Origin of the sequence: Xanthomonas sp. A1809, from assembly GCF_017746015.1 — a bacterium.
GTDB classification, from domain to species: domain Bacteria; phylum Pseudomonadota; class Gammaproteobacteria; order Xanthomonadales; family Xanthomonadaceae; genus Xanthomonas; species Xanthomonas euvesicatoria.
In genome coordinates, this window is the sequence record NZ_JAGHWZ010000004.1 from 287,911 (window position 1) to 309,071 (window position 21,161).

Sequence of the window (21,161 nt, forward strand, 5' to 3'; positions counted from 1 at the left end):
GGTTGATTAGGAAGCGTGGCTGGACGCCCACTGCGCAAGAAGGTTGCCGTAGGGCCGGATGAAGTGCTCTTCGGTGAACTTTCCCTGCGTCACGGCGAGCTGGCTGCGCTCTTGGCGGTCGTAGACGATCTGGGTGGACGAATAGTCCTGATGCTTCAGGCTCGGCCGATAGGTCGGCCCTGCTGCAGCGTTGGCGTTGTAGATCTCTGGCCGGTAGATCTTCTGGAATGTCTCCATCGTGGCGATGGTGCCGATCAGCTCCAGGTTGGTGTAGTCGCCGAGCAGGTCGCCGAAGAAGTAGAACGCCAAGGGCGCAACGCTGTTGGGCGGCATGAAATAGCGCACCTGCAGGCCCATCTTTTCGAAATACTGGTCGGTCAACGAAAACGCGTCCTGGCGGTATTCGATGCCCAGGATGGGGTGCCGGTTCCCGGTGCGGTGATAGGTTCTGCTGGTGGAGACGCTGATGCAGATGACCGGCGGCTTCCGGAAGTGCGCGCAGTACGCGGGCGAATGCACGAAGTGCTTGAACAGTTTGCCGTGCAGCTCGCCAAAATCGTCCGGGACGTTGAAGCCGGACGCATCCTGGTTGTGCGCGGGCAGCAGCACGCTGAAATCGTAGTCGCGCACGTAGGAAGAGAAATTATTGCCGGCAATGCCGTCGATACGCGCGCCGGTGTGGCGATCGACGATGGTGGGCTTCAATATCTCGATCAACGGAAACGCATCGTCCAGCGCGCGTTCGCCGATGTGCATCTCGACGGAGATGATGTCCAGTTCCACCGCATAACGGTCGCGGTCGGGGTTATCCCAGTGCGCCAGCTCGTTGCAGCGGTTGTCGATCATCGCCAGCGTGTTACGCAGGTTTTCCTGACGTCGCTGCCCCCTGGCCAGGTTGGCGAAATTGGTCGTGTTGCGCGTCGTGGCCGAGGGACGGTAGTCCTCATCGAAGCGCAGGCTCTTGATGGTGAAATTCAATGCGTGAGTCATTGCGAACCGATGCCTTGTTTCTAAGATGGGAACGCGCGCATGCGCTGTGTAACGGGTCATGCCGGCGGCATGCAGGCCGGGAAGTGGATCAGCGCGCGCTTGCCGACCGATCCGGTTCCCTGGCTACCACGAGCTGGGCCATCAGGCCGCAGCCACGCCCGGCGCGGCGATGGACCGTGCATGCCCGGTCAGCTCGATCAACGGCAATGCCCGCTGCACCGCCAGCCTGGCCCGTTCGGCCAGCGCGTCGTTGTGCACGCGGTAGTCCAGAAAGTCGCGGTCGGTTGCGTAGACGCCCAGCGGCAGGGTGCGTGCCTGGAAGAAACTGAAAAGCGGGCGTAGCTGATGGTCGATCACCAACGCATGGCGGTCGCTGCCCCCGGTTGCGGCGAGCAGCACGGGCGTGTCGATCAAGGCATCCTGATCGATGAAATCAAAGAAATGCTTGAACAGTCCGGTGAAGGAGCCGCGGTAGACCGGTGTTGCCACCACCAGCACGTCGGCCTGCTCCACCAGGCAGAGCGCCTGCTCCACCGTGTCGGGCACTTGGGTACGCCAGAGCGCGCCCGCGAAGTGCGGCGCCAACGCTCCAAGTTCGACCAAATGGCGCTCGCACGGCACCTGATCGGCGATCAACTCCAGCAGGTGCTCTGCCAGGGCGACGGCCTTGGAGGGGCGTTGCATCCCGCCGGAGACCGCAACGACGCGGAGTGGGTGTTTGACAGTCATGCTGGGCAACCTTACGCAGTGGGGACGTCGTGCAGTGCGCCAGGACGCTTGCGGCCCGACCCATCGGCCGCGCCTTGGTCCGAACCCGTTCGCACGGCAGCGGCTGAACGACGAGTCCCGATGCTAGGGCTCGCATTCGATGAAGTAAAATGGTGTTATTTCAACAATCCATGAATTCGGATCATTGAATGCTTGAGCGCATCCATCTCACCATCGTCCAGCAGGTCGAGCAGCAAGGCTCGCTGACTGCCGCCGCAGGCGTGCTGAATCTGACCCAGTCGGCGCTGAGCCACAGCATGAAGAAGCTGGAACAGCAGCTGGGCACCGACATCTGGTTGCGCGAGGGGCGCAGCCTGCGCCTGACCCAGGCCGGCCAGTACCTGCTGGCGGTGGCGAACCGGGTGCTGCCGCAACTGGATCTGGCCGAAGAGCGGCTGGGGCAGTTTGCCCAGGGCGAGCGCGGTGCGCTACGCATCGGCATGGAATGCCATCCCTGCTACCAGTGGCTGCTCAAGCTGGTGGCGCCGTATCTGGCCACCTGGCCGGATGTGGATGTGGATGTGAAGCAGAAGTTCCAGTTCGGCGGCATCGGCGCGTTGTTCGGCTACGAGATCGATCTGCTGGTCACGCCCGACCCGCTGTTCAAGCCAGGGCTCAGGTTCGAGCCGGTGTTCGACTACGAGCAGGTACTGGTCGTGGCCAAGCGCCATGCGCTGGCGTCGGCGGCCTACGTCAAGCCACAGCAGCTCACACGCGAAGTGCTGATCAGCTACCCGGTGGATCTTGAGCGCCTGGATATCTACAGCCAGTTCCTGTTGCCGGCCGGCGTCACGCCGCGGCGCCACAAGGCCATCGAAACCACCGACATCATGATGCAGATGGTGGCCAGCGGCCGCGGCGTGGCCGCCATGCCGCGCTGGCTGGTGGAGGAATATGCGGCCAGGATGGACGTGGTGCCGGTGCGGCTGGGTGCGCGCGGCATCCCCAAGCAGATCTATCTGGGCGCGCGCGAGGCGGACATCGCGATCGATTACCTGCGCGCCTTCATCGAACTGGCGCGCGCGCCCGCCAATGCCACTGCCTACACGCAAGGACCCCACTGATGGATTCCACTGCCCAACGCATGCCACTTCCACTGCCTGATGGCCACGCCAAGGTCTTGCTGCATTCGTGCTGCGCGCCGTGCTCTGGCGAGGTCATGGAGGCGATGTTGGCCTCCGGCATCGACTACACCATCTTTTTCTACAACCCCAACATTCATCCGCGCAAGGAATACGAGCTGCGTAAGGATGAGAATGTGCGTTTTGCCGAACAATTCGGCGTGCCCTTCATCGATGCCGACTACGATCGGGACAACTGGTTCGAGCGGGCGCGCGGGATGGAAAACGAACCTGAGCGCGGCGTGCGTTGCACCATGTGCTTTGACATGCGCTTCGAACGCACCGCGCTGTATGCCCACGAGCACGGCTTTCCGGTGATCACCAGTTCGCTGGGCATCTCGCGCTGGAAAAACATGCAGCAGATCAACGACTGCGGCATTCGCGCCGCGTCCAGGTATCCCGGCTTGATGTATTGGGAGTACAACTGGCGCAAGGGCGGTGGCGCCTCGCGCATGATTCAGATCAGCAAGCGCGAGAACTTCTATCAACAGGAATACTGCGGCTGCGTCTATTCCCTGCGCGACACCAATCGGCATCGTGTGGACAGCGGCCGCAAGCGCATTCAACTCGGTGTGAAGTTCTACGGCGATGACGCGCCGGAAGACTGAGCCTTTCGCCAGTCCAGCGGAGACCACATGGGGATTTTGGCTCCTTTCCGCTGGATCAGTGCGTCGTGGCGATGCCACCCGATCATCATGACAAGACGGCAAGACCCGTGATTTCTACCGACACGCCGAACTTCGCGAGCACCGTGACCGAGGCCTATTCGCTGGAGGTCAGCGCCAAGGACATCGGCGCGCTGACCAATGCGGCCCCACGCATCCTGCCTGGCTGCGCCATGTTCATCCCCTACCTGCCAGGCCAAAACCAGGCGGTGCGGCTGGCCGCAGCACAGATGGTGCGTAGCCTTGGTTTCGAACCTGTGCCCCATCTTTCCGCGCGTCGCATCGGCTCGCTCGGGGAACTGCAGGCATGTATCGCGCGCCTGGTCGATGAGGCCGGCGTCACACGCTGCCTGGTGATTGCGGGCGATCCCTCCACTCCGAAGGGACCGTTTCCCGACAGCGTGTCGCTGATCGAGACGGGTGTGTTTGAACGCTCAGGCATCCGCACCATCGCCGTGGCGGGTCACCCGGAGGGGCATCCGATCCTGCGCACGACAGAACAATGGGAAGTGCTGGAACGCAAGTGTCGCAGCATCCAGGAGCGTGGCATGGCGCCCCTGATCGTGACGCAGTTCGGGTTCGACGCCGACATCGTGGTGACATGGCTGGAAGCGTTGCGCGCGCGTGGCATGACGCATCCGGTGCGGGTGGGCGTGCCTGGTCCTGCCAGTGTCGCCGTTCTCGCACGCTATGCGGCAAGCTGCGGTGTCGGCGCCTGCGCGTCGGTGCTCTCAAACTATGGCATTTCCATTGGCAAGTTATTCGGCAACGCGGGACCGGATCGCTTTGTCGATCGCCTCGTCAGCCGCCTGACAGAAGCCCATGGAGATGTCCGCCTGCACCTGTTTCCGTTCGGCGGCATCGCCCAGTCTGTGGAGTGGGTTGCGCACTATCGCTCGCGTGCTTCGCAGCAAGATCGCATGCGTTCCGTGCGCGCCGATCAGGCCTGACAGCAACCTGTCCGTGTGCCAATCGGCGCGGGCTTGAGACGGTCACACTGCTGCTGATCTGGCTATCCAGCCGTGGCAAGGCCGACGAGGATGAGAACAGCTGAATGCGCCGTATGTGTCATGGGTCAAGGCCATCTTGGCCGCTCCAGCTAAATCGCATGAGGTTGAAGAGAGAATTGCGTGTTCCTGCGCTGCACGCGCTTCTCTAAACAACACCGCGCCAGCGACCCCGATCACCATCAGCATTGCCTGATTTCTAACGACTTGCGCGCGGCACCGCGAGTGTTGCAGCGCACAGCAGACCTGTCACAAGAGCGCGGTATAACCGTCGACGAATCGCGGCGAGGGGGCGCTGCATCCGATGTCGTTGCCGTGCGCGATGGCATCGCTTCTGCAATGCTCACGGAGAGATCTGCCATGCCGAAGCCGTCGCCGTTGTCGCTGTTGTGCTCCCTCTCATTGCTCTGCGCGCCGCTTGCGGCAGCCGAGTTGCAGCCCAAACAATTGGCTGGCCCACCGGAAGAGTTCGCGCAGATGCGTGCGCCAGATCCGGCCGAGTCGGCGATCCTGTCCAAGAGTGCATTGCTGCCGGTGGAACTGGCACCGGCCGGTCAATCCGCGCGCTGGCAAGGCAGCTTGCCGGTGGAAAACGGGCACCTGCGCTTCATGGTGCTGTCCGGCGATCAGGCCTGGGAGGCGGCAGTGGCTGCACCTCAGCTTGCCGGCGCGCGCACCGCCGCCGTGGCGACGCCGCTGCAAGCGCAGCGCACGCTGCTGGGCAGCGCCGAGCACGGCACCAGCGGCATGCGCTACGCCGTGGATTCGGCGCGCAACGGCGCCTGGGCATTGACGCTGCAGTCGTCCTCGCCGGTGGCGCAGCGTGGCTACGTGCTGATGGAAGGCGATGCGCGCACGCAGCTTGCTTCGTACCTGCGCACACGTCAGCAGCAGGTTGGCCAGTCGCTCACGCTCAACGCGTTGCTGAGCGGCAACGATGTACGCGGCGCCACGCTGCTGACGGCACAAGCCGGAACGATCGACGAAGCAAGCCTGCGTGTGATCGATCCGCAAGGCGGTGTGCGCAGCCTGCCGATGGCCGACGACGGCAAGCACGACGATGGCGCCGCTGGCGATGGCGTGTACGGCGGCACATTCCAACCGACCAGCGAGGGTACCTGGATTGCCCAGGTCGTCGTGCATGGGCATGACCAGGCCGGCCAGCCGTTCGTGCGGACCAGCGAGCATGTGGTGCCGGTGGTGGCTACGTCGCTGCGTCTGCTCGGCAATGCCCTGGGCGCACGCGCTGCAGCCGGCACGCGGCTGACGATCGCGCTGCCAGTGGCTGCGCGAGGCAACGCGCCGTCGCATTACCGTGTGTTCGGCCAGGTCTGGGGCACCGATGCCAAGGGCAAGGACATCCCGGTGGCCTGGATCGGCGGCATGCTGACGCCGCAACAAGGCCAGCTCCCGCTAAGCCTGGACGAACGCTGGATTGCGCGCGCCGGTGCGCGTGCGCCGTTTACGCTGCGCAGCCTGCGCATCGAAGACCCGGACCATTACATCCCGCTGGTGCAGGCCGCCACGCTGCCGTTGCAAGTGCCTGCGCTACGCCGCGCCAGCATCGCGCGCGCCAGCACTGCAATCGATGAAAGCATGCGCATGGGCCCGCGCCCGACTGCGTTGGCGTCTGCGATGACAACGGCACAGCCTCAGGCTGCCGGTTCGCAGTTGGTGCTGGTGCACGGCTATTGCTCCAACGGCGTATGGCCACAGGCGCAATTCACCAACGCCTCGACCTTCCTGGATGCCAAGCAGAACCGCAGCAACGACCAGTTCGCGCAGCGAATCGCGCAGTTCGCCAGCCAATGGTCGTCGTTCTCCACGGTCGCGCACAGCCAGGGCGGCATGGCCGCGCTGCACCTGTATGCCTACTACTGGAGCGGGCTGGATAACGCCACCGGTGGGCGAGTGATGCAATCGGTGGGCACGCCGTATCAAGGCACCAATCTGTCTGGGGTGCTGGCCGCGGTGGGTTCGTGGTTCGGCGTGGGCTGCGGCACCAATAGCGACATGACCTACGACGGCGCCAAGGCCTGGCTGGCCGGCATCCCGGCCGATGCACGCGCCAAGGTCAACTACTACACCACCTCGTTCGCCAAGACCAACTGGTACACCAACGACTACTGCAACGCTGCCTCGGACCTGGTGTTGAACGACCCGGAAGACGGCACGGTGGAGCAGGTCAATGCGCAGCTGCCGGGTGGCGTGAATCGCGGCCACACCACCGGCCAATGCCACACCACCGGCATGCGCGACCCGGCGCAGTATCTGGATGCCAATCGCAACGCGGTGATGAATGCGAATGCGGCGCGTTGAGGGCCGGGATGATCAGCCATTCGGCTGCTGAAAAGCCAGGGAATCGGGATTAGGGATTGGGCAAGGCGCTGTCCCGGGCACGTCCCCGGTGCAGCGCCGATTTGACCAGGTGCCTAAGCTGACGCTGGTGCAGTTTGATCGGAATATGTTTGTTGTAGGAGCGGCTTCAGCCGCGACAGGCATGACCGACAATGTCTGTCGCGGCTGCGCCGCTCCTACGAGCGTGCGGGCAATACGCTAACGCGCCGCACCCGCCACAGACGCGCCGCTCTGCGCATCGGCGCCACCACCGAGTACCTTGTACAAGGTCACCCGATTGCTCGCCTCGGTCAGCCGCAAGCTAATCAATGTCTGTTGCGCGCTGTAGAGCGTGCGCTGCGCATCCAGCGTCACCAGGTAACTGTCCACGCCATGGCGATAGCGCGCATCCGACAGGCTAAAGCTGCGTTGTGCGGCGTCCGCCATCGCCTGCTGCGCATGCATGCGTTCTTCGAGCTGCGTGCGTTCGGCCAGTGCATCGGCCACTTCATTGAAGGCGGTCTGGATCGCCAATTCGTACTGCGCAATGGTGATGTCCTTTTCCAGCGTGGCCACATCCAGTTCGGCCTTCAACGCGCCGGCACGGAAGATCGGCAAGCTCACGCTGGGCGAGAACGACCATGTATGGTCGCCATCGAACAGGCTGGATAACGCATCGCTGCCGCGCCCGACATTGGCGGTCAACGAGATGGTGGGGAAGAAGGCCGCACGTGCCGCGCCGATATCTGCATTGGCGGCCTTGAGCGTGTGCTCGGCCGACAGCACGTCAGGGCGCTGCAACAACACCCGCGATTCCAGCTGGGCAGGCAACGGCGCAAGCGCCACGCCCGTCTCGATCGCATCGCTGGCAGGCAACAACGCAGCCGGCACCGGCGTGCCCACGACCAGATTCAAGGTATTGCGCGACTGCGCCAGCTGGGTGGTGTAGTTGGCCACATCAGCGCGCGCGCTTTCCACGCTGGTCTGGATCTGCGCCAGATCCAGACCGGAGACGATGCCGTTGTCGTGCTGCAGCTCGGTCAGACGCAAGGTCTTGCGTTGGCTGTCCAGGGTCTGCTGCGCGAGCGCCAGGCGCTGCTGATCGGCGGCAACGGTCAACCAGTCGTTGGCCACTTCAGCGACCAGACTCAGACGCGTGCTGCGCTGGGTTTGCTCGCTGGCAAGATAGGTTTCCAGGGCCTGGTTCTTGAGGCTGCGGATGCGGCCGAACAGGTCCAGCTCCCAGCTGCTGATGCCCACCTCGCCGCTGGCGCTGCGGATGATCTGCGGGGCGCCGGTGAAACTGGTCGCTGCCGCAGCGCGCTGCGCGGTATGCGAGACGGTGGCATCGACGGCGGGAAACAGGCTCGCACGTTGGATGCGGTACTGCGCGCGTGCCTGCTCGATATTGAGCACTGCCACACGCAGGTCGCGGTTGTTGTCCAACGCCAGCGCGACCACCTGCTGCAGACGCGCATCGGTCACCACCTGCCGCCAATCCACAGCGGCTGCATTCGGCATGCCGGTGCCTGCGTTGCCGGTGCTGCCGGTGTCGCCGATCACCCCGGGCACCGGCGCATCCGGGCGCGCGTAATGCGGTGCCATGCTGACGCAACCACTCAAGGCGATGGCGCAGGCCGCTGCCACACTTGCAAAGCTGAAGCGCATCACGGGGCCACCTCGGACGTCTCAGCGGCTGTCGCGTGATCAGACGCCTTGCCCGGAAACACGCTGCGCACCATCACGTAGAACAACGGCACGAAGAAGATGCCCAGCAGCGTAGAGACCAGGGTGCCACCGAGCACGCCGGTGCCCAGCGAATGGCGTCCACCGGAGCCGGCGCCGCTGCTGACCACCATCGGCAGCACGCCGAGCAGGAACGCCAGCGAGGTCATCACGATCGGGCGCAAGCGCATGCGCGCGGCATGCAAGGTCGCTTCGATCAGCGGCTGGCCCTTTTCTTCCAGTTCCTTGGCGAACTCCACGATCAGGATGCCGTTCTTGGCGGCCAGGCCCATCGTCGCCAGCAGGCCGACCTGGAAATAGATGTCGTTGGAGAGCCCGCGCAGCCACGTTGCCAGCAGTGCGCCGACGATGCCCACCGGCACCGCCAGCATCACCGAGATCGGGATCGACCAGCTCTCGTACAGCGCGGCCAGGCACAGGAACACGAACACCAGCGACACCGCGTACAGCATCCAGGTCTGCGCGCCGGCAGCCTGCTCCTGGTAGGACATGCCCGACCAGGCGTAACCCACGTCCTTGCCGATCTTGCCCACCAGCACGGCGATGCCGTTCATCGCTTCGCCGGAACTGATGCCACTGGCAGCGCTGCCGGTGATCTCCATCGACTCTACGCCGTTGAAGCGGCTCAGCACCTGCGGCGCATACGCCCACGCGCTGCTGGAGAACGCCGAGAACGGCACCATCTCCGAACTGCTGTTGCGCACGTACCAGCGGCCGATGTCGGCAGGCAGCATGCGCGCGCTCGGCTCGCCCTGCACGTAGACGCGCTTGACCCGGTTGTTGTTGAGGAAATCGTTGACGTAGCTGCCGCCCATCACCGTAGCCAGCGTGGTGTTGATGTCCGCCGCATCCAGGCCGAGCGCGCCAGCCTTGGCGTCGTCGATCTGCACGCGGTAGGTGGGCGCATCCTCCAGGCCGTTGAAGCGCACGGCGGTCAGGTCCTTGTCGGCGTTGGCCAGTTGCAGCAGTTGCTGCCTGGCGGTGACCAGCGCGTCGTGGCCCTTGCCGGCCACGTCCTGCAACTGCAGGGTGAAACCGGAACTGGTACCCAGGCCGTTGATCGCCGGCGGCGACAGTGCGAACACCTGCGCATCGGGCAGCGCGCCCATCATCGCGCCGGTGATGCGGTTGGCGATCTCCTGCGCAGGCGCATCGCGCTGCGCCCAATCCTTGAGCTTGATGAAACCCATGCCCGAGTTCTGGCTGCTGCCAGCAAAGCTGAAGCCGGAGATGGTCATCATCCCCGCCACTTCCGGTTGCTTGAGGATGAAGTCGGTGGCCCGATCGATCGACTGCTGCGTGCGCTGCTGCGTGGCGCCGGCCGGTGTGGTGAACATCACCATCAGCATGCCCTGGTCTTCGTCGGGCAGGAACGAACTGGGCAGGCGCCAGAACAACAGCGCCATCACCACCAGCAGCGCCAGGTAGACCAGCCCGCCGAGTTTGCGATGGCCGATCAACGTGCCCACGCCGCGGCCGTAACCCTCGGCGCTGCGGTCGAAGCGGGCGTTGAACCAGCCGAAGAAGCGCCCGAGCATGCCCTGGCGCGAGACGTGTCCGCCGCGCGCGATCGGCTTGAGCAGGCTGGCGCACAACGCCGGGCTCAGGGTCAGCGCCACCAGCAGCGACAGCAGCATTGCCGCGGCGATGGTCACCGAGAACTGGCGGTAGATCTCGCCAGTGGCGCCGCCGAAGAACGCCATCGGCAGGAACACCGCGGTCAGCACCAGCGCGATGCCCACCAGCGCGCCGGAGATCTGCCCCATCGAGGTGTAGGTGGCCTGCCGCGGCGACATGCCTTCCTCGCTCATCAGGCGCTCGACATTCTCCACCACCACGATGGCGTCATCGACCAGCAGGCCGATCGCCAGCACCATCGCGAACATGGTCAGCGTATTGATCGAATAGCCGAGCAAGGCGAGCACGCCGAAGGTGCCCAGCAGCACCACCGGCACCGCGATCACCGGCACCAGCGTGGCGCGCCAGTTCTGCAGGAACAGGTACATCACCAGCACCACCAGCGCGATCGCCTCGAGCAGGGTCTTGACCACTTCCTCGATGGAAATGCGCACGAACGGCGTGGTGTCGTAGGCGATCTCGTACTTCAGCCCGGTGGGGAAGTACGGCTTGAGCTGTTCCAGCTTGTCTTCCACCGCCTTGGCCGCGTTCAGCGCATTGGCGCCGGTCGCCAGCTCCAGTCCCATGCCCGAGGCTGACTTGCCGTTGTACTTGGAACTGGATGCATACGACTTGGAACCCAGCTCCACTCGCGCCACGTCGCGTAGATACACGGTGGCGCCGCCGGGCTGCGACTTCAGCACGATCGCTTCGAATTGCGCCGGGGTCTTGAGCTTGCTGCGCGAGGTGACCGTGGCGTTGAGCTGCTGACCCTGCACCGCCGGCAACGCGCCCAGCGCGCCGGAGGAGACGTCGGCGTTCTGCGCCGAAATCGCGTTGCTCACGTCCGCGGGCATCAGCGCATAGGTGCGCAGCTTGTCCGGATCCAGCCACACCCGCATCGAGTATTCGGAGCCGAACACGTTGACCCCGCCGACACCGTTGAGCCGGCTGATCGGGTCCTGCAGCGTGGACACCATGTAGTCGCCGATGTCGGTGCTGTCCATGCTGCCGTCTTCGGAGGTGAAGGCCAGCACCATGAACATGCTGCTGCCGGTGGACTTGGTGACGGTCACGCCATTGCTCTGCACCGCCTCCGGCAGCATCGACTCGCCTTGCGACACCTTGTTCTGCACCTGCACCTGGGCGGTGTCCGGGTCGGTGCCGGAATCGAAGGTCAGGGTGATCGAGGCGGTGCCGGCGGAACTGCTGCTGGAAGACATGTACAGCAGATGGTCCAACCCGGTCATCTGCTGCTCGAGGATCTGCGTGACCGAGTTCTGCACGGTCTGCGCCGAGGCACCGGTGTAGGTGGCGCTGACGTTGATCGTCGGCGGGGCGATGTTGGGATACTGCTCCAGCGGCAACGACAGGATCGAGAGCGCGCCGGCCAGGGTGATCACGATGGCGATGACCCAGGCGAAGATGGGACGGTCGATGAAGAAGCGGGCCATGGCGGTTCCTCAGTCGGCCTTGGGCGCCGCCGCGGCGGTGCCCTGCGTGGATGGCGACGCGTTGGCGGCCGAGTCGGCCGCAGCGGTCTGGCTCACTTCCACGGCCCTGACCTCGGCGCCGACCGACGCCTTCTGCAGGCCCTGCACGATGACCTTGTCGCCAGCCTTCAATCCCTGGCGCACCACCCACTTGTCGCCGATCGCATCGCCGGTGGTCAGCACCCGCTGCGCGACCTTGTTGTCGCTGCCGACCACCATCGCCACCGCCTGGCCCTTGCTGTTGCGGCTGATCGCCTGCTGCGGCACCAGGATGGCCTGCTCGTCCACCGCCATCGAGAACTTCGCGGTGACATACATGCCCGGCAGCAACACCCGCTCGGGATTGGGCACCACCGCGCGCAGCTTCACCGTGCCGGTGGCGGTATCGACCGCGGCATCCACCACCTCCAACGTGCCGCTGTGTGCGTAGGTGCTGCCGTCCTCCAGTTGCAGCGTCACCTCGGCCTTGCCATCCACTGCCTTGAGCTGGCCGGCGTCGAGCTGGCGGCGCAACTGCAGCAGCTGGGCGCTGGATTGGGTCACGTCCACATAGATCGGGTCGAGTTGGTTGATGGTGGCCAGCACCTCGCTCTGGCCGGCACTGACCAGCGCGCCCGGCGTGTAGCTGGAGGTGCCGATGCGGCCGGACACCGGCGCGGTGATGCGGGTGTAGTCGAGATTGATGCGCGCGGTCTGCAACGACGCCTTGGCCGCGACCACCGCCGCCTGGTTCGAGCGCAGCGTGGCCAACGCATCGTCGCCGTCCTGCTTGCTGACCGCATCCAGCCCGACCAGGGTCTGGTAGCGCTGCGCCTTGGGCCTGGCCGACAACACCGCCGCCTCGGCTTGCGCCAGATCGCCCTTGGCCGTGTCGTACGCGGCCTGGTAACTGGCCGGATCGATTTCATACAACACCTGCCCGGCCTGGACGTCCTGGCCTTCGGTGAACAGCCGCTTGCGCAAAATGCCGCCGACCTGCGGGCGCACGTCCGAGGTGACGTAGGCCACGGTGCGACCGGACAAGGTCTGGTCCACGGCCAGCCGCTGCGCCTTCAACGTCTGCACGCCGACCTGCGTCTGCGGCATCTGCGGCGGCTGCCTGGAAGAACACGCGGCCATGAGCGTGGTCGCGGCGGCGAGCAGCAGCAAGCGCACGGACGCAGTGCGAAAACGATGGGTAGCGACGGGCAACATGCGACGAACTCACGGTTTATCCGAATGTGGCCACGCTACGGCGCGAATGTGCAGCAAATTTGGAGATTGCCGGCCGCGGCGTCGATTCGCTTGATTTCCCCTGGCCCGACCCGGCTAATACGCAGCAGCTGCGGTTACCGCGCTTCGCATCACCTCTTCGATGAAACTGGGTATCACCGCCAAGCTGTTTCTCGCCATCCTCGCCGCGTGCGTGGCAGTGCTGCTGATCAACGGCATCGCGGTGCAGGCCTTCGTCAAACGCCAGTTCCTGGACTACCTCAACGAACAGGGCGTAGAGCGCATGCAAGAGACCTTGCCACGGGTCAGGGCCGAATACGCGCGGCACGGCAGCTGGGAGTTCGTGCGCGACAATCCCGATGCCTGGTTCGTCCTGATGCGCCCGGAGCGTGGCCCCGGCCCGCCGCGCGAGGCACCGCCGATTTCCGACCAGACCGGCGCGGTGTTTCGCTTCGCGCTGCTCGACCAGGACTACACGCCGGTGATTGGCAATCCGGATGTCGGCCGCCACGACATCCTGCGCCCGGTGGTGGTTGGCGGCCGCACCGTCGGCTGGATGGCGATGCTGCCGTTCCAGAAGGCGCTGGCGGCGGCGGACGCGCGCTTCTACGCCGCCCAGCAACGCGCGTGGTGGGCGATCGGCGGCGCCTGCCTGCTGGTCGCCGCGCTGCTCGGCTGGCTGTTGTCGCGCACCTTGCTGCGGCGCCTGCGTGGCCTGACCCAGGCCACCCACCTGCTCGCTGCGGGCGACTATGCCACCCGCATCGACGCTGCGGCGCGCGACGAACTGGGCCAGCTGGCGCGCGATTTCAACCTGCTGGCGCAAGCGTTGGAGCACAACGAACGCGCGCGGCGCGACTTCATGGCCGACATCTCGCACGAGCTGCGCACGCCGCTGGCGGTCCTGCGCGCCGAACTGGAAGCACTGCAGGACGGCATCCGGCCGATGACACCCAACTCGCTGGGGTCGCTGCACCAGCAGGTCGGCCAGTTGGGCAAGCTGATCGAGGACCTGTACGACGTGTCGCTGACCGATGTCGGTGCGCTGGCGTATCGGCGCGCTCCCGTCGATCTGGCGGTCATCCTGGCAACCGTGCTGGACGGCTTGCACGCGCGCTTTGCCGCCGCACAGCTGCAGGTGCAGGCGCAGATCGATGCCGGCCCGCTGCAGCTGGACGGCGACGAGCGCCGTCTGCAGCAACTGCTGGGCAACCTGCTGGAAAACACGCTGCGCTACACCGACGCCGGTGGCACGGTGCAGGTGCACTGCGTGCGCCGCGGCGCGGTGCTGGAGCTGGTGGTCGAAGACAGCGCGCCAGGCGTGGATGCAGACAAGCGCGCGCGGTTGTTCGAACGCTTCTACCGCACCGAGGCCTCACGCAATCGTGCCAGCGGCGGCAGCGGCCTGGGCCTGGCGATCTGCCGCAACATCGCCGAGGCACACGGCGGCTCGATCCACGCCGAGGCTTCCGCACTGGGCGGGCTGCGCATGGTGCTGCGCTTGCCGGCGCTGGCCGCATGAGCAGCGCGTCCCCGATCGGGCATGTGCTGATCGTCGAGGACGAACCGCGCCTGGCCGCGGTGTTGGGCGAGTACCTGCACGCGGCCGGCTATTCGCACGACTGGATCGCCGATGGCGCGCAAGCGTTGGGCGCATTCCGCGCGCAGCAGCCGGACCTGGTGTTGCTGGACCTGATGCTGCCCAACCGTGGCGGCCTGGACATCTGCCGCGACCTGCGCAGGGAAAGCGCGGTGCCGGTCATCATGGTCACCGCACGCGTGGAGGAAATCGACCGCCTGCTGGGCCTGGAGATCGGCGCGGACGACTACATCTGCAAGCCGTTCAGCCCGCGCGAAGTGGTGGCGCGTGTCCAGGCAGTGTTGCGCCGTCATCGCCACGACCCCCACGGCGCACCGGCACCGGGCCTGCATATCGACGAGGATGCCTGTCGCGCCAGCGTGGACGGCCGCGCCCTGGACCTGACCCAGGTCGAGTTCCGCCTGCTGCGCACCCTCGCCGCCGCCCCGAGGCGGGTGTACTCGCGCGAGCAACTGATGGGCCGGCTCTACGCCGACCACCGCATCGTCACCGACCGCACTGTCGACAGCCACGTCAAGAATCTACGCCGCAAGCTCGCCGACGCCGGCGGCGAGGACTGGGTCCGCTCGGTCTATGGCGCGGGGTATCGCTTCGAGCCGTGATTCGGGATTGGGGATTCGGGATTCGGGATTGGCAAGAGCGGTAGCGCCATGGCTGAAACGCAATCGGTCAAGCCGCTTTCGCGAATCCCCAATCCCGAATCCCGACTCCCCGCCTCAACGAAACACCACCGTGCGATGTCCATTGAGCACGATGCGGTGTTCGACGTGGCGGCGTACTGCGCGCGCCAGCACCAGCGATTCGGTGTCGCTGCCCAGGCGGATCAGGTCGCGCGGGGTCATGGCGTGGTCCACGCGGGCGACGTCCTGCTCGATGATCGGGCCTTCGTCCAGATCTTCGGTGACGTAGTGCGCGGTGGCGCCGATGATCTTGACCCCGCGCGCGTGCGCCTGGTGATACGGCTGCGCGCCCTTGAAACTGGGCAGGAAACTGTGATGGATATTGATCGCGCGCCCGGCCAGTGCCCGGCACAGCTGCGGCGACAGGATCTGCATGTAGCGCGCCAGCACCACCAGATCGATCTGCAGATCATCGACCAGGGCGAGCAGCTGCGCTTCCTGCGCGGCGCGCGTGTCGGCGCTCACGGGCAGATGGTGGAAGGCGATGCCGTAGGAGGCTGCCAACGGCGCGAAGTCGGTGTGGTTGGAGACCACCGCAGCGATGTCCACCGGCAATTGCCGGCTGTGCATGCGGAACAACAGGTCGTTGAGGCAATGGCCCTGCTTGCTCACCAGCACCAGCAGGCGCGCGCGGCGGCGTGCGTCATGCAGTTGCCATGTCATCTGAAATTCGCCAGCGAGCACGGCAAAGCGCTGCTCCAGCGCGGCAATGTCGGTCTTTGCCGGTTTGTGGAAATGCACGCGCAGAAAGAATCGCCCGCTTTCGTCGTCGCCGAATTGCTGTGCGTCGAGGATGTTGCAGGCCAGGTCGAACAGCAGCCCGGTCACGCGATAGACGATACCGGTGCGGTCGGGACAGGACAGGGTGAGGATGTAGTCGGAGCGCATCGGCGCAATGATAGCCAATGCGCGACATCACCGACGCAGTGCTTGCGTCGGTAACTTTTGCAGTGCGAACGGGTGCAAAAACCGGCGTGCCGTCCAGCCGATGTTTGACGCTCTGACCGTGGCGGCGTTGCGCTCGTACTGCAAGATGACGTGCAGCCAACATCACGTGTCGCCCGGCAGGGCCATGCATGCACCGATGCCGGATGCGCGGCACCGCCACGCACGTCCGGCATCGGCACTCAGCGCGGCGGCAAACGCAGCATCAGCCGCCGGTTGATCTCCTCCAGCTGCGCAAGCGATGCGTCCACCGATGTTTCCATGGCTTCCTGCGTGGTGATGTGTGCACGCAGATGCGCGGGGTCGGACAGCTCGCCACGCACCAGGAACACGTTCTCGCCGACTTCGCCCAGATGGCGGCTGAGCACCACGTAGTCCACCTGGTCGAAGCCATGCTGCTTGGCCAGCGGCAGCAGGCGCGCGGCCATGCGCTCGCTTGCCTGGTCCACGGGCTTGCCTAACTCGGCGTCCAGCACGCTGACCGCTTCGCGGATCTGTGCGAACAGGTAGTGGTCCGGGTGCTCGGGATGGTCGGGGCCCACCGGGCCCTGGTGGATGACCGGTGCGTCGGTCATCGCGTGCCACCGGCGCAAGCCCGTGCGCGCGGCGCGCGCGCGGCCAAGCCGAGCGTGATCTGCAGGTGTCGCATCGCATCCTCCCTGGAGCGGCGGCTGTAACGAGCCGGCATTTTAGAAGGTCCGCTGCATGTTTGGGTGAGCAAGCGGTGGGCCGTCGTGGCATGAAGCCAAGTGCCTTGCGCAGGGCTCAATCCGCGTTGCGCAAGGTGATCAGGCCACCTGCCCTGCCCGCCGCGCCGAGACGTCCGCCAGGACCGCCCAGTCTGCGTTGCCGTCGCCATGCGCAATGGCCTCGTCCAGCCCTGCGCGCAGCAGTTCGCCCAACGGCATCGGCACCTGCTTGTCGGCGCCGGCCTGGATGGCCAGGTCCACATCCTTGCGGCCCAGCGTGGCGGTGAAACCCGCCGGCAGGTATTGGCGCTGCATGATCAGCCGGCCATAGCCCTGGTAGGCGGGCGCGGCGAACAAGGTGCTGGTGAGCATGCCCAGAAATTGCGTGGCATCCACACCGTGACCGCGTGCCAGCGCACTGGCTTCGGCCATGGCGCCGATGGCGCTGGCCAGGCAGAAGTTGGCGGCCAGCTTCACTGCATTGGCCTGCTCCGGTGCGCGACCGATGTACCAGGTCTTCTGCCCCAGCGCATCGAACATCGGCTGCACCCGAGCCACGGCCGCTTCATCGCCGGCGGCCAGGATATTGAGCTTGCCGGCTTCGGCTACATCCACACGCCCAAGCACCGGCGCGGCCACGTAGGCCACGCCACGTTCGGCATGCAGCGCGGTCAACTCGTGTGCCAGCGCCACCGAAATGGTGGCCATGTTGACGTGCACGCTGCCCGCCGGCAGCGCGTCCAGTACGCCACGCTCCAGCACGGTCTGGCGCACTGCATCGTCGTCGGCCAGCATCGAAAACAGCAGCGGGCCGTGCGCGGTATCGTGCGGTTGCTCCACCACCGTGGCGCCAGCGTCGTGCAGCGGCTGGGCGCGTTCGGGCGAACGGTTCCACACGCTCAACGCGAACCCGCCACGCAGCAGGTTGTGCGCCATCGGCAGGCCCATCGTGCCCAAGCCCAGAAATCCTATCGGCATGCGGTGTCCTTGTTCGGTATGACGTCAGGTGAAGTCAGTTGGCGAACACGCCCCGCGCATCGCGCGGTTCGCAACGCAGGTATTGCGGTGCCGGCGTGACCGATGCGCCCAGTGCCGCGGCGGCATGCCACGGCCAGCGTGGGTCGTACAGGATGCCACGCGCCAGCGCGATCGCGTCGGCCTGGCCTTCCTGCAAAATCGCCTCGGCCTGCGCCGGCTCGGTGATCAAGCCTACGCCAATCACCGGCGTGTTCACCTGCGCGCGAATCTCCTGTGCGAACGGAATCTGATAGCCCGCCTGCAACGGAATCTGCTGGCGTGGATCAAGCCCGCCGCTGGAGACGTGGATGTAATGCGCGCCGCGTGCATCCAGCGCCTGCGACAAGGCAATGCTCTGCTGCACATCCCAACCGCCTTGGACCCAATCGGTGGCCGAGATGCGCACGCCAATGGCGATTTTTTCGGACACTGCCGCACGCACCGCATCGAAGATGCGTAGCGTCAGCCGCATGCGGTTTTCCAGCGACCCGCCATACGCATCGCTGCGCTGGTTGCTCAGCGGCGACAGGAACTGATGCATCAGATAACCATGTGCGGCGTGCAGTTCGATCAACTCCAGGCCCAGCCGTTCGGCACGTTTTGCCGATGCGACAAAGGCGTCCACCACGGCATCGATCCCCGCCTCGTCCAATGCCTGCGGCACCGGCTGTCCCTGCCGGAACGGCAGCGCCGATGCAGACACGGTCTGCCAGCCATGCGCATGATCGGGTGCGATGGCCTCGCCGCCTTTCCACGGCAGATCGGTCGACGCCTTGCGGCCGGCGTGCGCCAGCTGGATGCCGATCGGCATCGGCGACCAGCGTCGTACCGAGTGCAACACCTCGGCCAGGGCCTGCTCGGTCGCATCGTCGTACAAACCAAGATCGGCGTAACTGATGCGCCCTTCCGGCACCACCGCCGCCGCTTCGAGAATCAGCAAGCCGGCGCCCGATTGCGACAAGGTGCCCAGGTGGATGCGGTGCCAATCGCTGGCGCGGCCGTCCTGTGCCGAGTACTGGCACATCGGCGCAATGACAATCCGGTTGGCGAGCGCGAGCGGACCGAAGGTGATGGGGGAGAACAACTGGCTCAAGGCGGCATCCACAGCTGACATGGGGTGCTTATTGCACTGCGCCGCGCGCGCCGGCACAACCGCTGCGATGGATCACTGCGTCATGCAGAGCGCGCACCGGCGTCATTGACGCTACGTACACGCGGCAGGTCCGTCGGCCCGTGCAGGAACGCCAGCGCCTGCGCACACGACTGCTCCACCTTCAACGTCAGCAGCGCGTCCGCACGCGTGCGCCCGAAGTTGAGCGCGGCGATCGGCAAGCCGTTGCGCGCGGCGGTCTGCACGAAGCGAAAGCCCGAGTACACCATCAACGACGAACCCACCACCAGCACTGCATCGGCAGCGTGCAGATGCGCAAAGGCGCGCTCCACCCGCTCGCGCGGCACGTTCTCGCCGAAGAACACCACATCCGGCTTGAGCACGCCACCGCACACCGGGCACGGCGGCACCACGAAATGCTCGAAGGCCACATCGTCCAGATCGGCGTCGCCATCGGGCGCCTGCGCGGCCTCAAGCGCTGCCCAGCCCGGATTGGCCTGCTCAAGCAACAGTTGAAATTCGCTGCGTGGCATGCGGCGCTCGCAGCCCATGCAGCGCACCACATCGAGCCGGCCATGCAGATCGATCACCGCCTGGCTGCCAGCGGCCTGATGCAGGCGGTCCACGTTCTGGGTGAGCAGCACTTCCAACTGGCCGCGCGCTTCCAGCGCGGCGAGCGCGTGATGGGTGGCATTGGGTTGTGCCTGGCCGAAGCGCGGCCAGCCGACCAGGCTGCGCGCCCAGTAGCGCTGCCGCGTGGATAGCTCGCCCATGAACGCCTGGAACGTCACCGGCTGTGGACGCTTCCAGCCGCCTTGCAGGTCCCGGTAATCGGGAATGCCCGAATCGGTACTGCAGCCGGCACCGGTGAGCACGAACAGGCGCCGATGGCGCGCGATGAAGTCCTGCAGCGGGTGATCGTCGTGGGCAGGGACAGCGGTCATGTGGTAGTTCCGGAAAGCCATGGGAGCACGTTGCGCCAGCGCCACGTGCCCGGCCCGCCGCGGCGCCGTGTCGGCCGCCAGACCGGCGCGCTTGTTCGCGCATAGCTGTGCACATCACACCGTCGTCGACAAGTGAAGATTTACACCGAATACGCGCAACGCGCCGCCCTGGATGCGGGCACGCAGACGGTACGGCATCACGCCATGGCCGCGCAGGTGGTTTCGAGCCGTTCGCGGTGGGGCATGTTGTGGCTGCCGGCGCTCAATGCGCGGCGCGTTCAGTGCTCGACAAAGCGCAGCAGATCCTGATTGAAACGCGCACTGTCCTCCAGGAACGGCGCATGCCCGGCATCCGGATACAGCACGGTCTGCGCGCGCGGCTGCAGCTGGCGCGCACGCGCCACGGTCGGCTCGGTGGCGACCAGGGCATCGCGCGCGCCGTACATCAGCAGGACCGGCAGGCGCGTGCGCTGCAGGCCGCCGACATCGATCGACATGCCTTGCACGGCACGCTGCATATCCCACGAGGCCAGCGATGCGTTGGCCAGCAAGGTCTCGAACACCGGCACCGGCGGTTGGGTGGCAAAGCACAGCCGCAGGAAATCCCGCACCGCCTGCAGATGCGTACGCAGATCGGGCGAAACCAGATCGCGATAGACCGCCGGATGCGCGCCCAACTGCTCTGCGCGCAGTTCGATCACACCGTCGACGTACACCACGCCGGCAAGCCCGGTATCGCCATATCGGCTCAGGTAGTTGCTGATCACCGCGCCGCCCAGGGACCAGCCCACCAGGACCGCCTGGCGCGCGTTTGCGGCCTTCAACACGGCAGCCAGGTCGTCGGCCCAACGCATGCCGTCTTGATACGCCGATGCGGCAGCCGGCCTGCCGGAAGCGCCATGCCCGCGCAAATCGTACGTAATCAGCCGATACCGCTGCAGGCGCACATCGGCCAGTTGTGCATCCCAATTGATGCGACTCCCGAGCAGGCCATGCACGAAGACGATGGCCGTGCCATCGGTGGCGCCGTGCTCCTGCACCGCCAGGCGCACGCCATCGGGTGCGGTGACGGTATAGCTGCGTGCGGTCGCAATGTCGCTCGGGCTGGCTGTCGCCCACATCGAACATATCAACATCACACACGCCAACAGGTAGCGCAGCGGCAGCATGCGGCTGCCGGGCAACAGGCGAACGGACATCGGGTGAGCTCCAGACGAAT

Annotated in this window: 17 protein-coding genes; 6 read left to right on the top strand and 11 right to left on the bottom strand. The window is 65.7% G+C overall.

All coding sequences use genetic code 11. The annotated features are described in order from the left end of the window. Positions 1 to 6 precede the first annotated feature (6 nt). Together J7396_RS05165 and msuE are read right to left on the bottom strand one after the other, a co-directional pair. The gene (locus tag J7396_RS05165) at positions 7 to 990 is read right to left on the bottom strand and encodes a DUF1852 domain-containing protein (RefSeq protein WP_008574901.1); all 984 of its coding nucleotides are present in this window, start codon (positions 988 to 990) and stop codon (positions 7 to 9) included. Positions 991 to 1,131: 141 nt separating this feature from the next. Further along, positions 1,132 to 1,719, bottom strand: coding sequence for an FMN reductase (gene msuE, locus J7396_RS05170; RefSeq protein ID WP_008574899.1), 588 nt, complete (start codon positions 1,717 to 1,719; stop codon positions 1,132 to 1,134). A 188-nt stretch (positions 1,720 to 1,907) separates the two neighbouring features. On the opposite strand from msuE, the gene J7396_RS05175 reads away from it, so the two are divergent. The 4 genes from J7396_RS05175 to J7396_RS05190 all read left to right on the top strand — a co-directional run bounded on the left by J7396_RS05175 (position 1,908) and on the right by J7396_RS05190 (position 6,870). Next, on the top strand, positions 1,908 to 2,822 hold the full coding sequence (locus tag J7396_RS05175; RefSeq protein ID WP_008574897.1) for a LysR family transcriptional regulator: 915 nt from the start codon (positions 1,908 to 1,910) through the stop codon (positions 2,820 to 2,822). Beyond that, positions 2,822 to 3,487: an epoxyqueuosine reductase QueH gene (locus tag J7396_RS05180; RefSeq protein ID WP_014089082.1), complete on the top strand. Its 666-nt coding sequence runs from the start codon at positions 2,822 to 2,824 to the stop codon at positions 3,485 to 3,487. The genes J7396_RS05175 and J7396_RS05180 overlap by 1 nt, the downstream gene beginning before the upstream one ends. A 107-nt stretch (positions 3,488 to 3,594) precedes the next feature. After that, positions 3,595 to 4,494 carry a methylenetetrahydrofolate reductase gene (locus J7396_RS05185; protein WP_209261184.1) on the top strand — a complete coding sequence of 300 codons (900 nt, stop codon included), beginning with the start codon at positions 3,595 to 3,597 and terminating at the stop codon, positions 4,492 to 4,494. A 417-nt stretch (positions 4,495 to 4,911) separates the two neighbouring features. Further along, the gene (locus J7396_RS05190) at positions 4,912 to 6,870 is read left to right on the top strand and encodes a choice-of-anchor X domain-containing protein (protein WP_209261094.1); all 1,959 of its coding nucleotides are present in this window, start codon (positions 4,912 to 4,914) and stop codon (positions 6,868 to 6,870) included. Positions 6,871 to 7,107: 237 nt separating this feature from the next. Here the strand turns inward: J7396_RS05190 and J7396_RS05195 are convergent, their stop codons facing one another. From J7396_RS05195 to J7396_RS05205, 3 genes are read right to left on the bottom strand one after another with little or no spacing between them, the layout of a single operon-like run. After that, positions 7,108 to 8,556: an efflux transporter outer membrane subunit gene (locus J7396_RS05195; protein ID WP_209261095.1), complete on the bottom strand. Its 1,449-nt coding sequence runs from the start codon at positions 8,554 to 8,556 to the stop codon at positions 7,108 to 7,110. Further along, on the bottom strand, positions 8,556 to 11,705 hold the full coding sequence (locus tag J7396_RS05200) for an efflux RND transporter permease subunit (RefSeq protein WP_209261096.1): 3,150 nt from the start codon (positions 11,703 to 11,705) through the stop codon (positions 8,556 to 8,558). The genes J7396_RS05195 and J7396_RS05200 overlap by 1 nt, the downstream gene beginning before the upstream one ends. Positions 11,706 to 11,714: 9 nt before the next feature. Then, positions 11,715 to 12,938 (bottom strand): efflux RND transporter periplasmic adaptor subunit, encoded by a 1,224-nt coding sequence (locus J7396_RS05205; protein WP_046935104.1) that lies wholly within the window; start codon positions 12,936 to 12,938, stop codon positions 11,715 to 11,717. Between the two features lie 160 nt (positions 12,939 to 13,098). On the opposite strand from J7396_RS05205, the gene baeS reads away from it, so the two are divergent. Beyond that, entirely contained in the window at positions 13,099 to 14,478 is a 1,380-nt protein-coding gene (gene baeS, locus J7396_RS05210; protein WP_008574883.1) for a sensor histidine kinase efflux regulator BaeS, read from the top strand. After that, positions 14,475 to 15,158: a response regulator gene (locus J7396_RS05215; protein ID WP_209261097.1), complete on the top strand. Its 684-nt coding sequence runs from the start codon at positions 14,475 to 14,477 to the stop codon at positions 15,156 to 15,158. The genes baeS and J7396_RS05215 overlap by 4 nt, the downstream gene beginning before the upstream one ends. A gap of 114 nt (positions 15,159 to 15,272) precedes the next feature. On the opposite strand, the gene purU is transcribed toward J7396_RS05215, so the two are convergent. The 6 genes from purU to J7396_RS05245 form a co-directional block, all read right to left on the bottom strand. After that, positions 15,273 to 16,124, bottom strand: a complete 852-nt coding sequence (gene purU / locus J7396_RS05220; protein ID WP_014089076.1) for a formyltetrahydrofolate deformylase — start codon at positions 16,122 to 16,124, stop codon at positions 15,273 to 15,275. A 239-nt stretch (positions 16,125 to 16,363) separates the two neighbouring features. Further along, positions 16,364 to 16,756: an XVIPCD domain-containing protein gene (locus tag J7396_RS05225; RefSeq protein ID WP_008574877.1), complete on the bottom strand. Its 393-nt coding sequence runs from the start codon at positions 16,754 to 16,756 to the stop codon at positions 16,364 to 16,366. Positions 16,757 to 16,969: 213 nt separating this feature from the next. Next, complete coding sequence (locus J7396_RS05230) at positions 16,970 to 17,848, bottom strand: NAD(P)-dependent oxidoreductase (RefSeq protein ID WP_014089075.1); 879 nt, start codon at positions 17,846 to 17,848, stop codon at positions 16,970 to 16,972. 34 nt (positions 17,849 to 17,882) lie between these two features. Further along, positions 17,883 to 19,001: an NADH:flavin oxidoreductase/NADH oxidase gene (locus J7396_RS05235; RefSeq protein ID WP_209261098.1), complete on the bottom strand. Its 1,119-nt coding sequence runs from the start codon at positions 18,999 to 19,001 to the stop codon at positions 17,883 to 17,885. Positions 19,002 to 19,060: 59 nt separating this feature from the next. Beyond that, positions 19,061 to 19,942: an NAD-dependent protein deacetylase gene (locus tag J7396_RS05240; RefSeq protein WP_033479224.1), complete on the bottom strand. Its 882-nt coding sequence runs from the start codon at positions 19,940 to 19,942 to the stop codon at positions 19,061 to 19,063. Positions 19,943 to 20,220: 278 nt separating this feature from the next. Then, entirely contained in the window at positions 20,221 to 21,141 is a 921-nt protein-coding gene (locus J7396_RS05245; protein WP_014089073.1) for an alpha/beta hydrolase, read from the bottom strand. Positions 21,142 to 21,161 lie beyond the last annotated feature (20 nt).

Excerpts from the sequence above, each read along its gene's own strand:
- J7396_RS05165 (WP_008574901.1), bottom strand. The coding sequence starts at position 990 with ATGACTCACGCATTGAATTTCACCATCAAGAGCCTGCGCTTCGATGAG.
- msuE (WP_008574899.1), bottom strand. The coding sequence starts at position 1,719 with ATGACTGTCAAACACCCACTCCGCGTCGTTGCGGTCTCCGGCGGGATG.
- J7396_RS05175 (WP_008574897.1), top strand. The coding sequence starts at position 1,908 with ATGCTTGAGCGCATCCATCTCACCATCGTCCAGCAGGTCGAGCAGCAA.
- J7396_RS05180 (WP_014089082.1), top strand. The coding sequence starts at position 2,822 with ATGGATTCCACTGCCCAACGCATGCCACTTCCACTGCCTGATGGCCAC.
- J7396_RS05190 (WP_209261094.1), top strand. The coding sequence starts at position 4,912 with ATGCCGAAGCCGTCGCCGTTGTCGCTGTTGTGCTCCCTCTCATTGCTC.
- J7396_RS05195 (WP_209261095.1), bottom strand. The coding sequence starts at position 8,556 with ATGCGCTTCAGCTTTGCAAGTGTGGCAGCGGCCTGCGCCATCGCCTTG.
- J7396_RS05200 (WP_209261096.1), bottom strand. The coding sequence starts at position 11,705 with ATGGCCCGCTTCTTCATCGACCGTCCCATCTTCGCCTGGGTCATCGCC.
- J7396_RS05205 (WP_046935104.1), bottom strand. The coding sequence starts at position 12,938 with ATGTTGCCCGTCGCTACCCATCGTTTTCGCACTGCGTCCGTGCGCTTG.
- baeS (WP_008574883.1), top strand. The coding sequence starts at position 13,099 with ATGAAACTGGGTATCACCGCCAAGCTGTTTCTCGCCATCCTCGCCGCG.
- J7396_RS05215 (WP_209261097.1), top strand. The coding sequence starts at position 14,475 with ATGAGCAGCGCGTCCCCGATCGGGCATGTGCTGATCGTCGAGGACGAA.
- purU (WP_014089076.1), bottom strand. The coding sequence starts at position 16,124 with ATGCGCTCCGACTACATCCTCACCCTGTCCTGTCCCGACCGCACCGGT.
- J7396_RS05225 (WP_008574877.1), bottom strand. The coding sequence starts at position 16,756 with ATGACCGACGCACCGGTCATCCACCAGGGCCCGGTGGGCCCCGACCAT.
- J7396_RS05230 (WP_014089075.1), bottom strand. The coding sequence starts at position 17,848 with ATGCCGATAGGATTTCTGGGCTTGGGCACGATGGGCCTGCCGATGGCG.
- J7396_RS05235 (WP_209261098.1), bottom strand. The coding sequence starts at position 19,001 with ATGTCAGCTGTGGATGCCGCCTTGAGCCAGTTGTTCTCCCCCATCACC.
- J7396_RS05240 (WP_033479224.1), bottom strand. The coding sequence starts at position 19,942 with ATGACCGCTGTCCCTGCCCACGACGATCACCCGCTGCAGGACTTCATC.
- J7396_RS05245 (WP_014089073.1), bottom strand. The coding sequence starts at position 21,141 with ATGTCCGTTCGCCTGTTGCCCGGCAGCCGCATGCTGCCGCTGCGCTAC.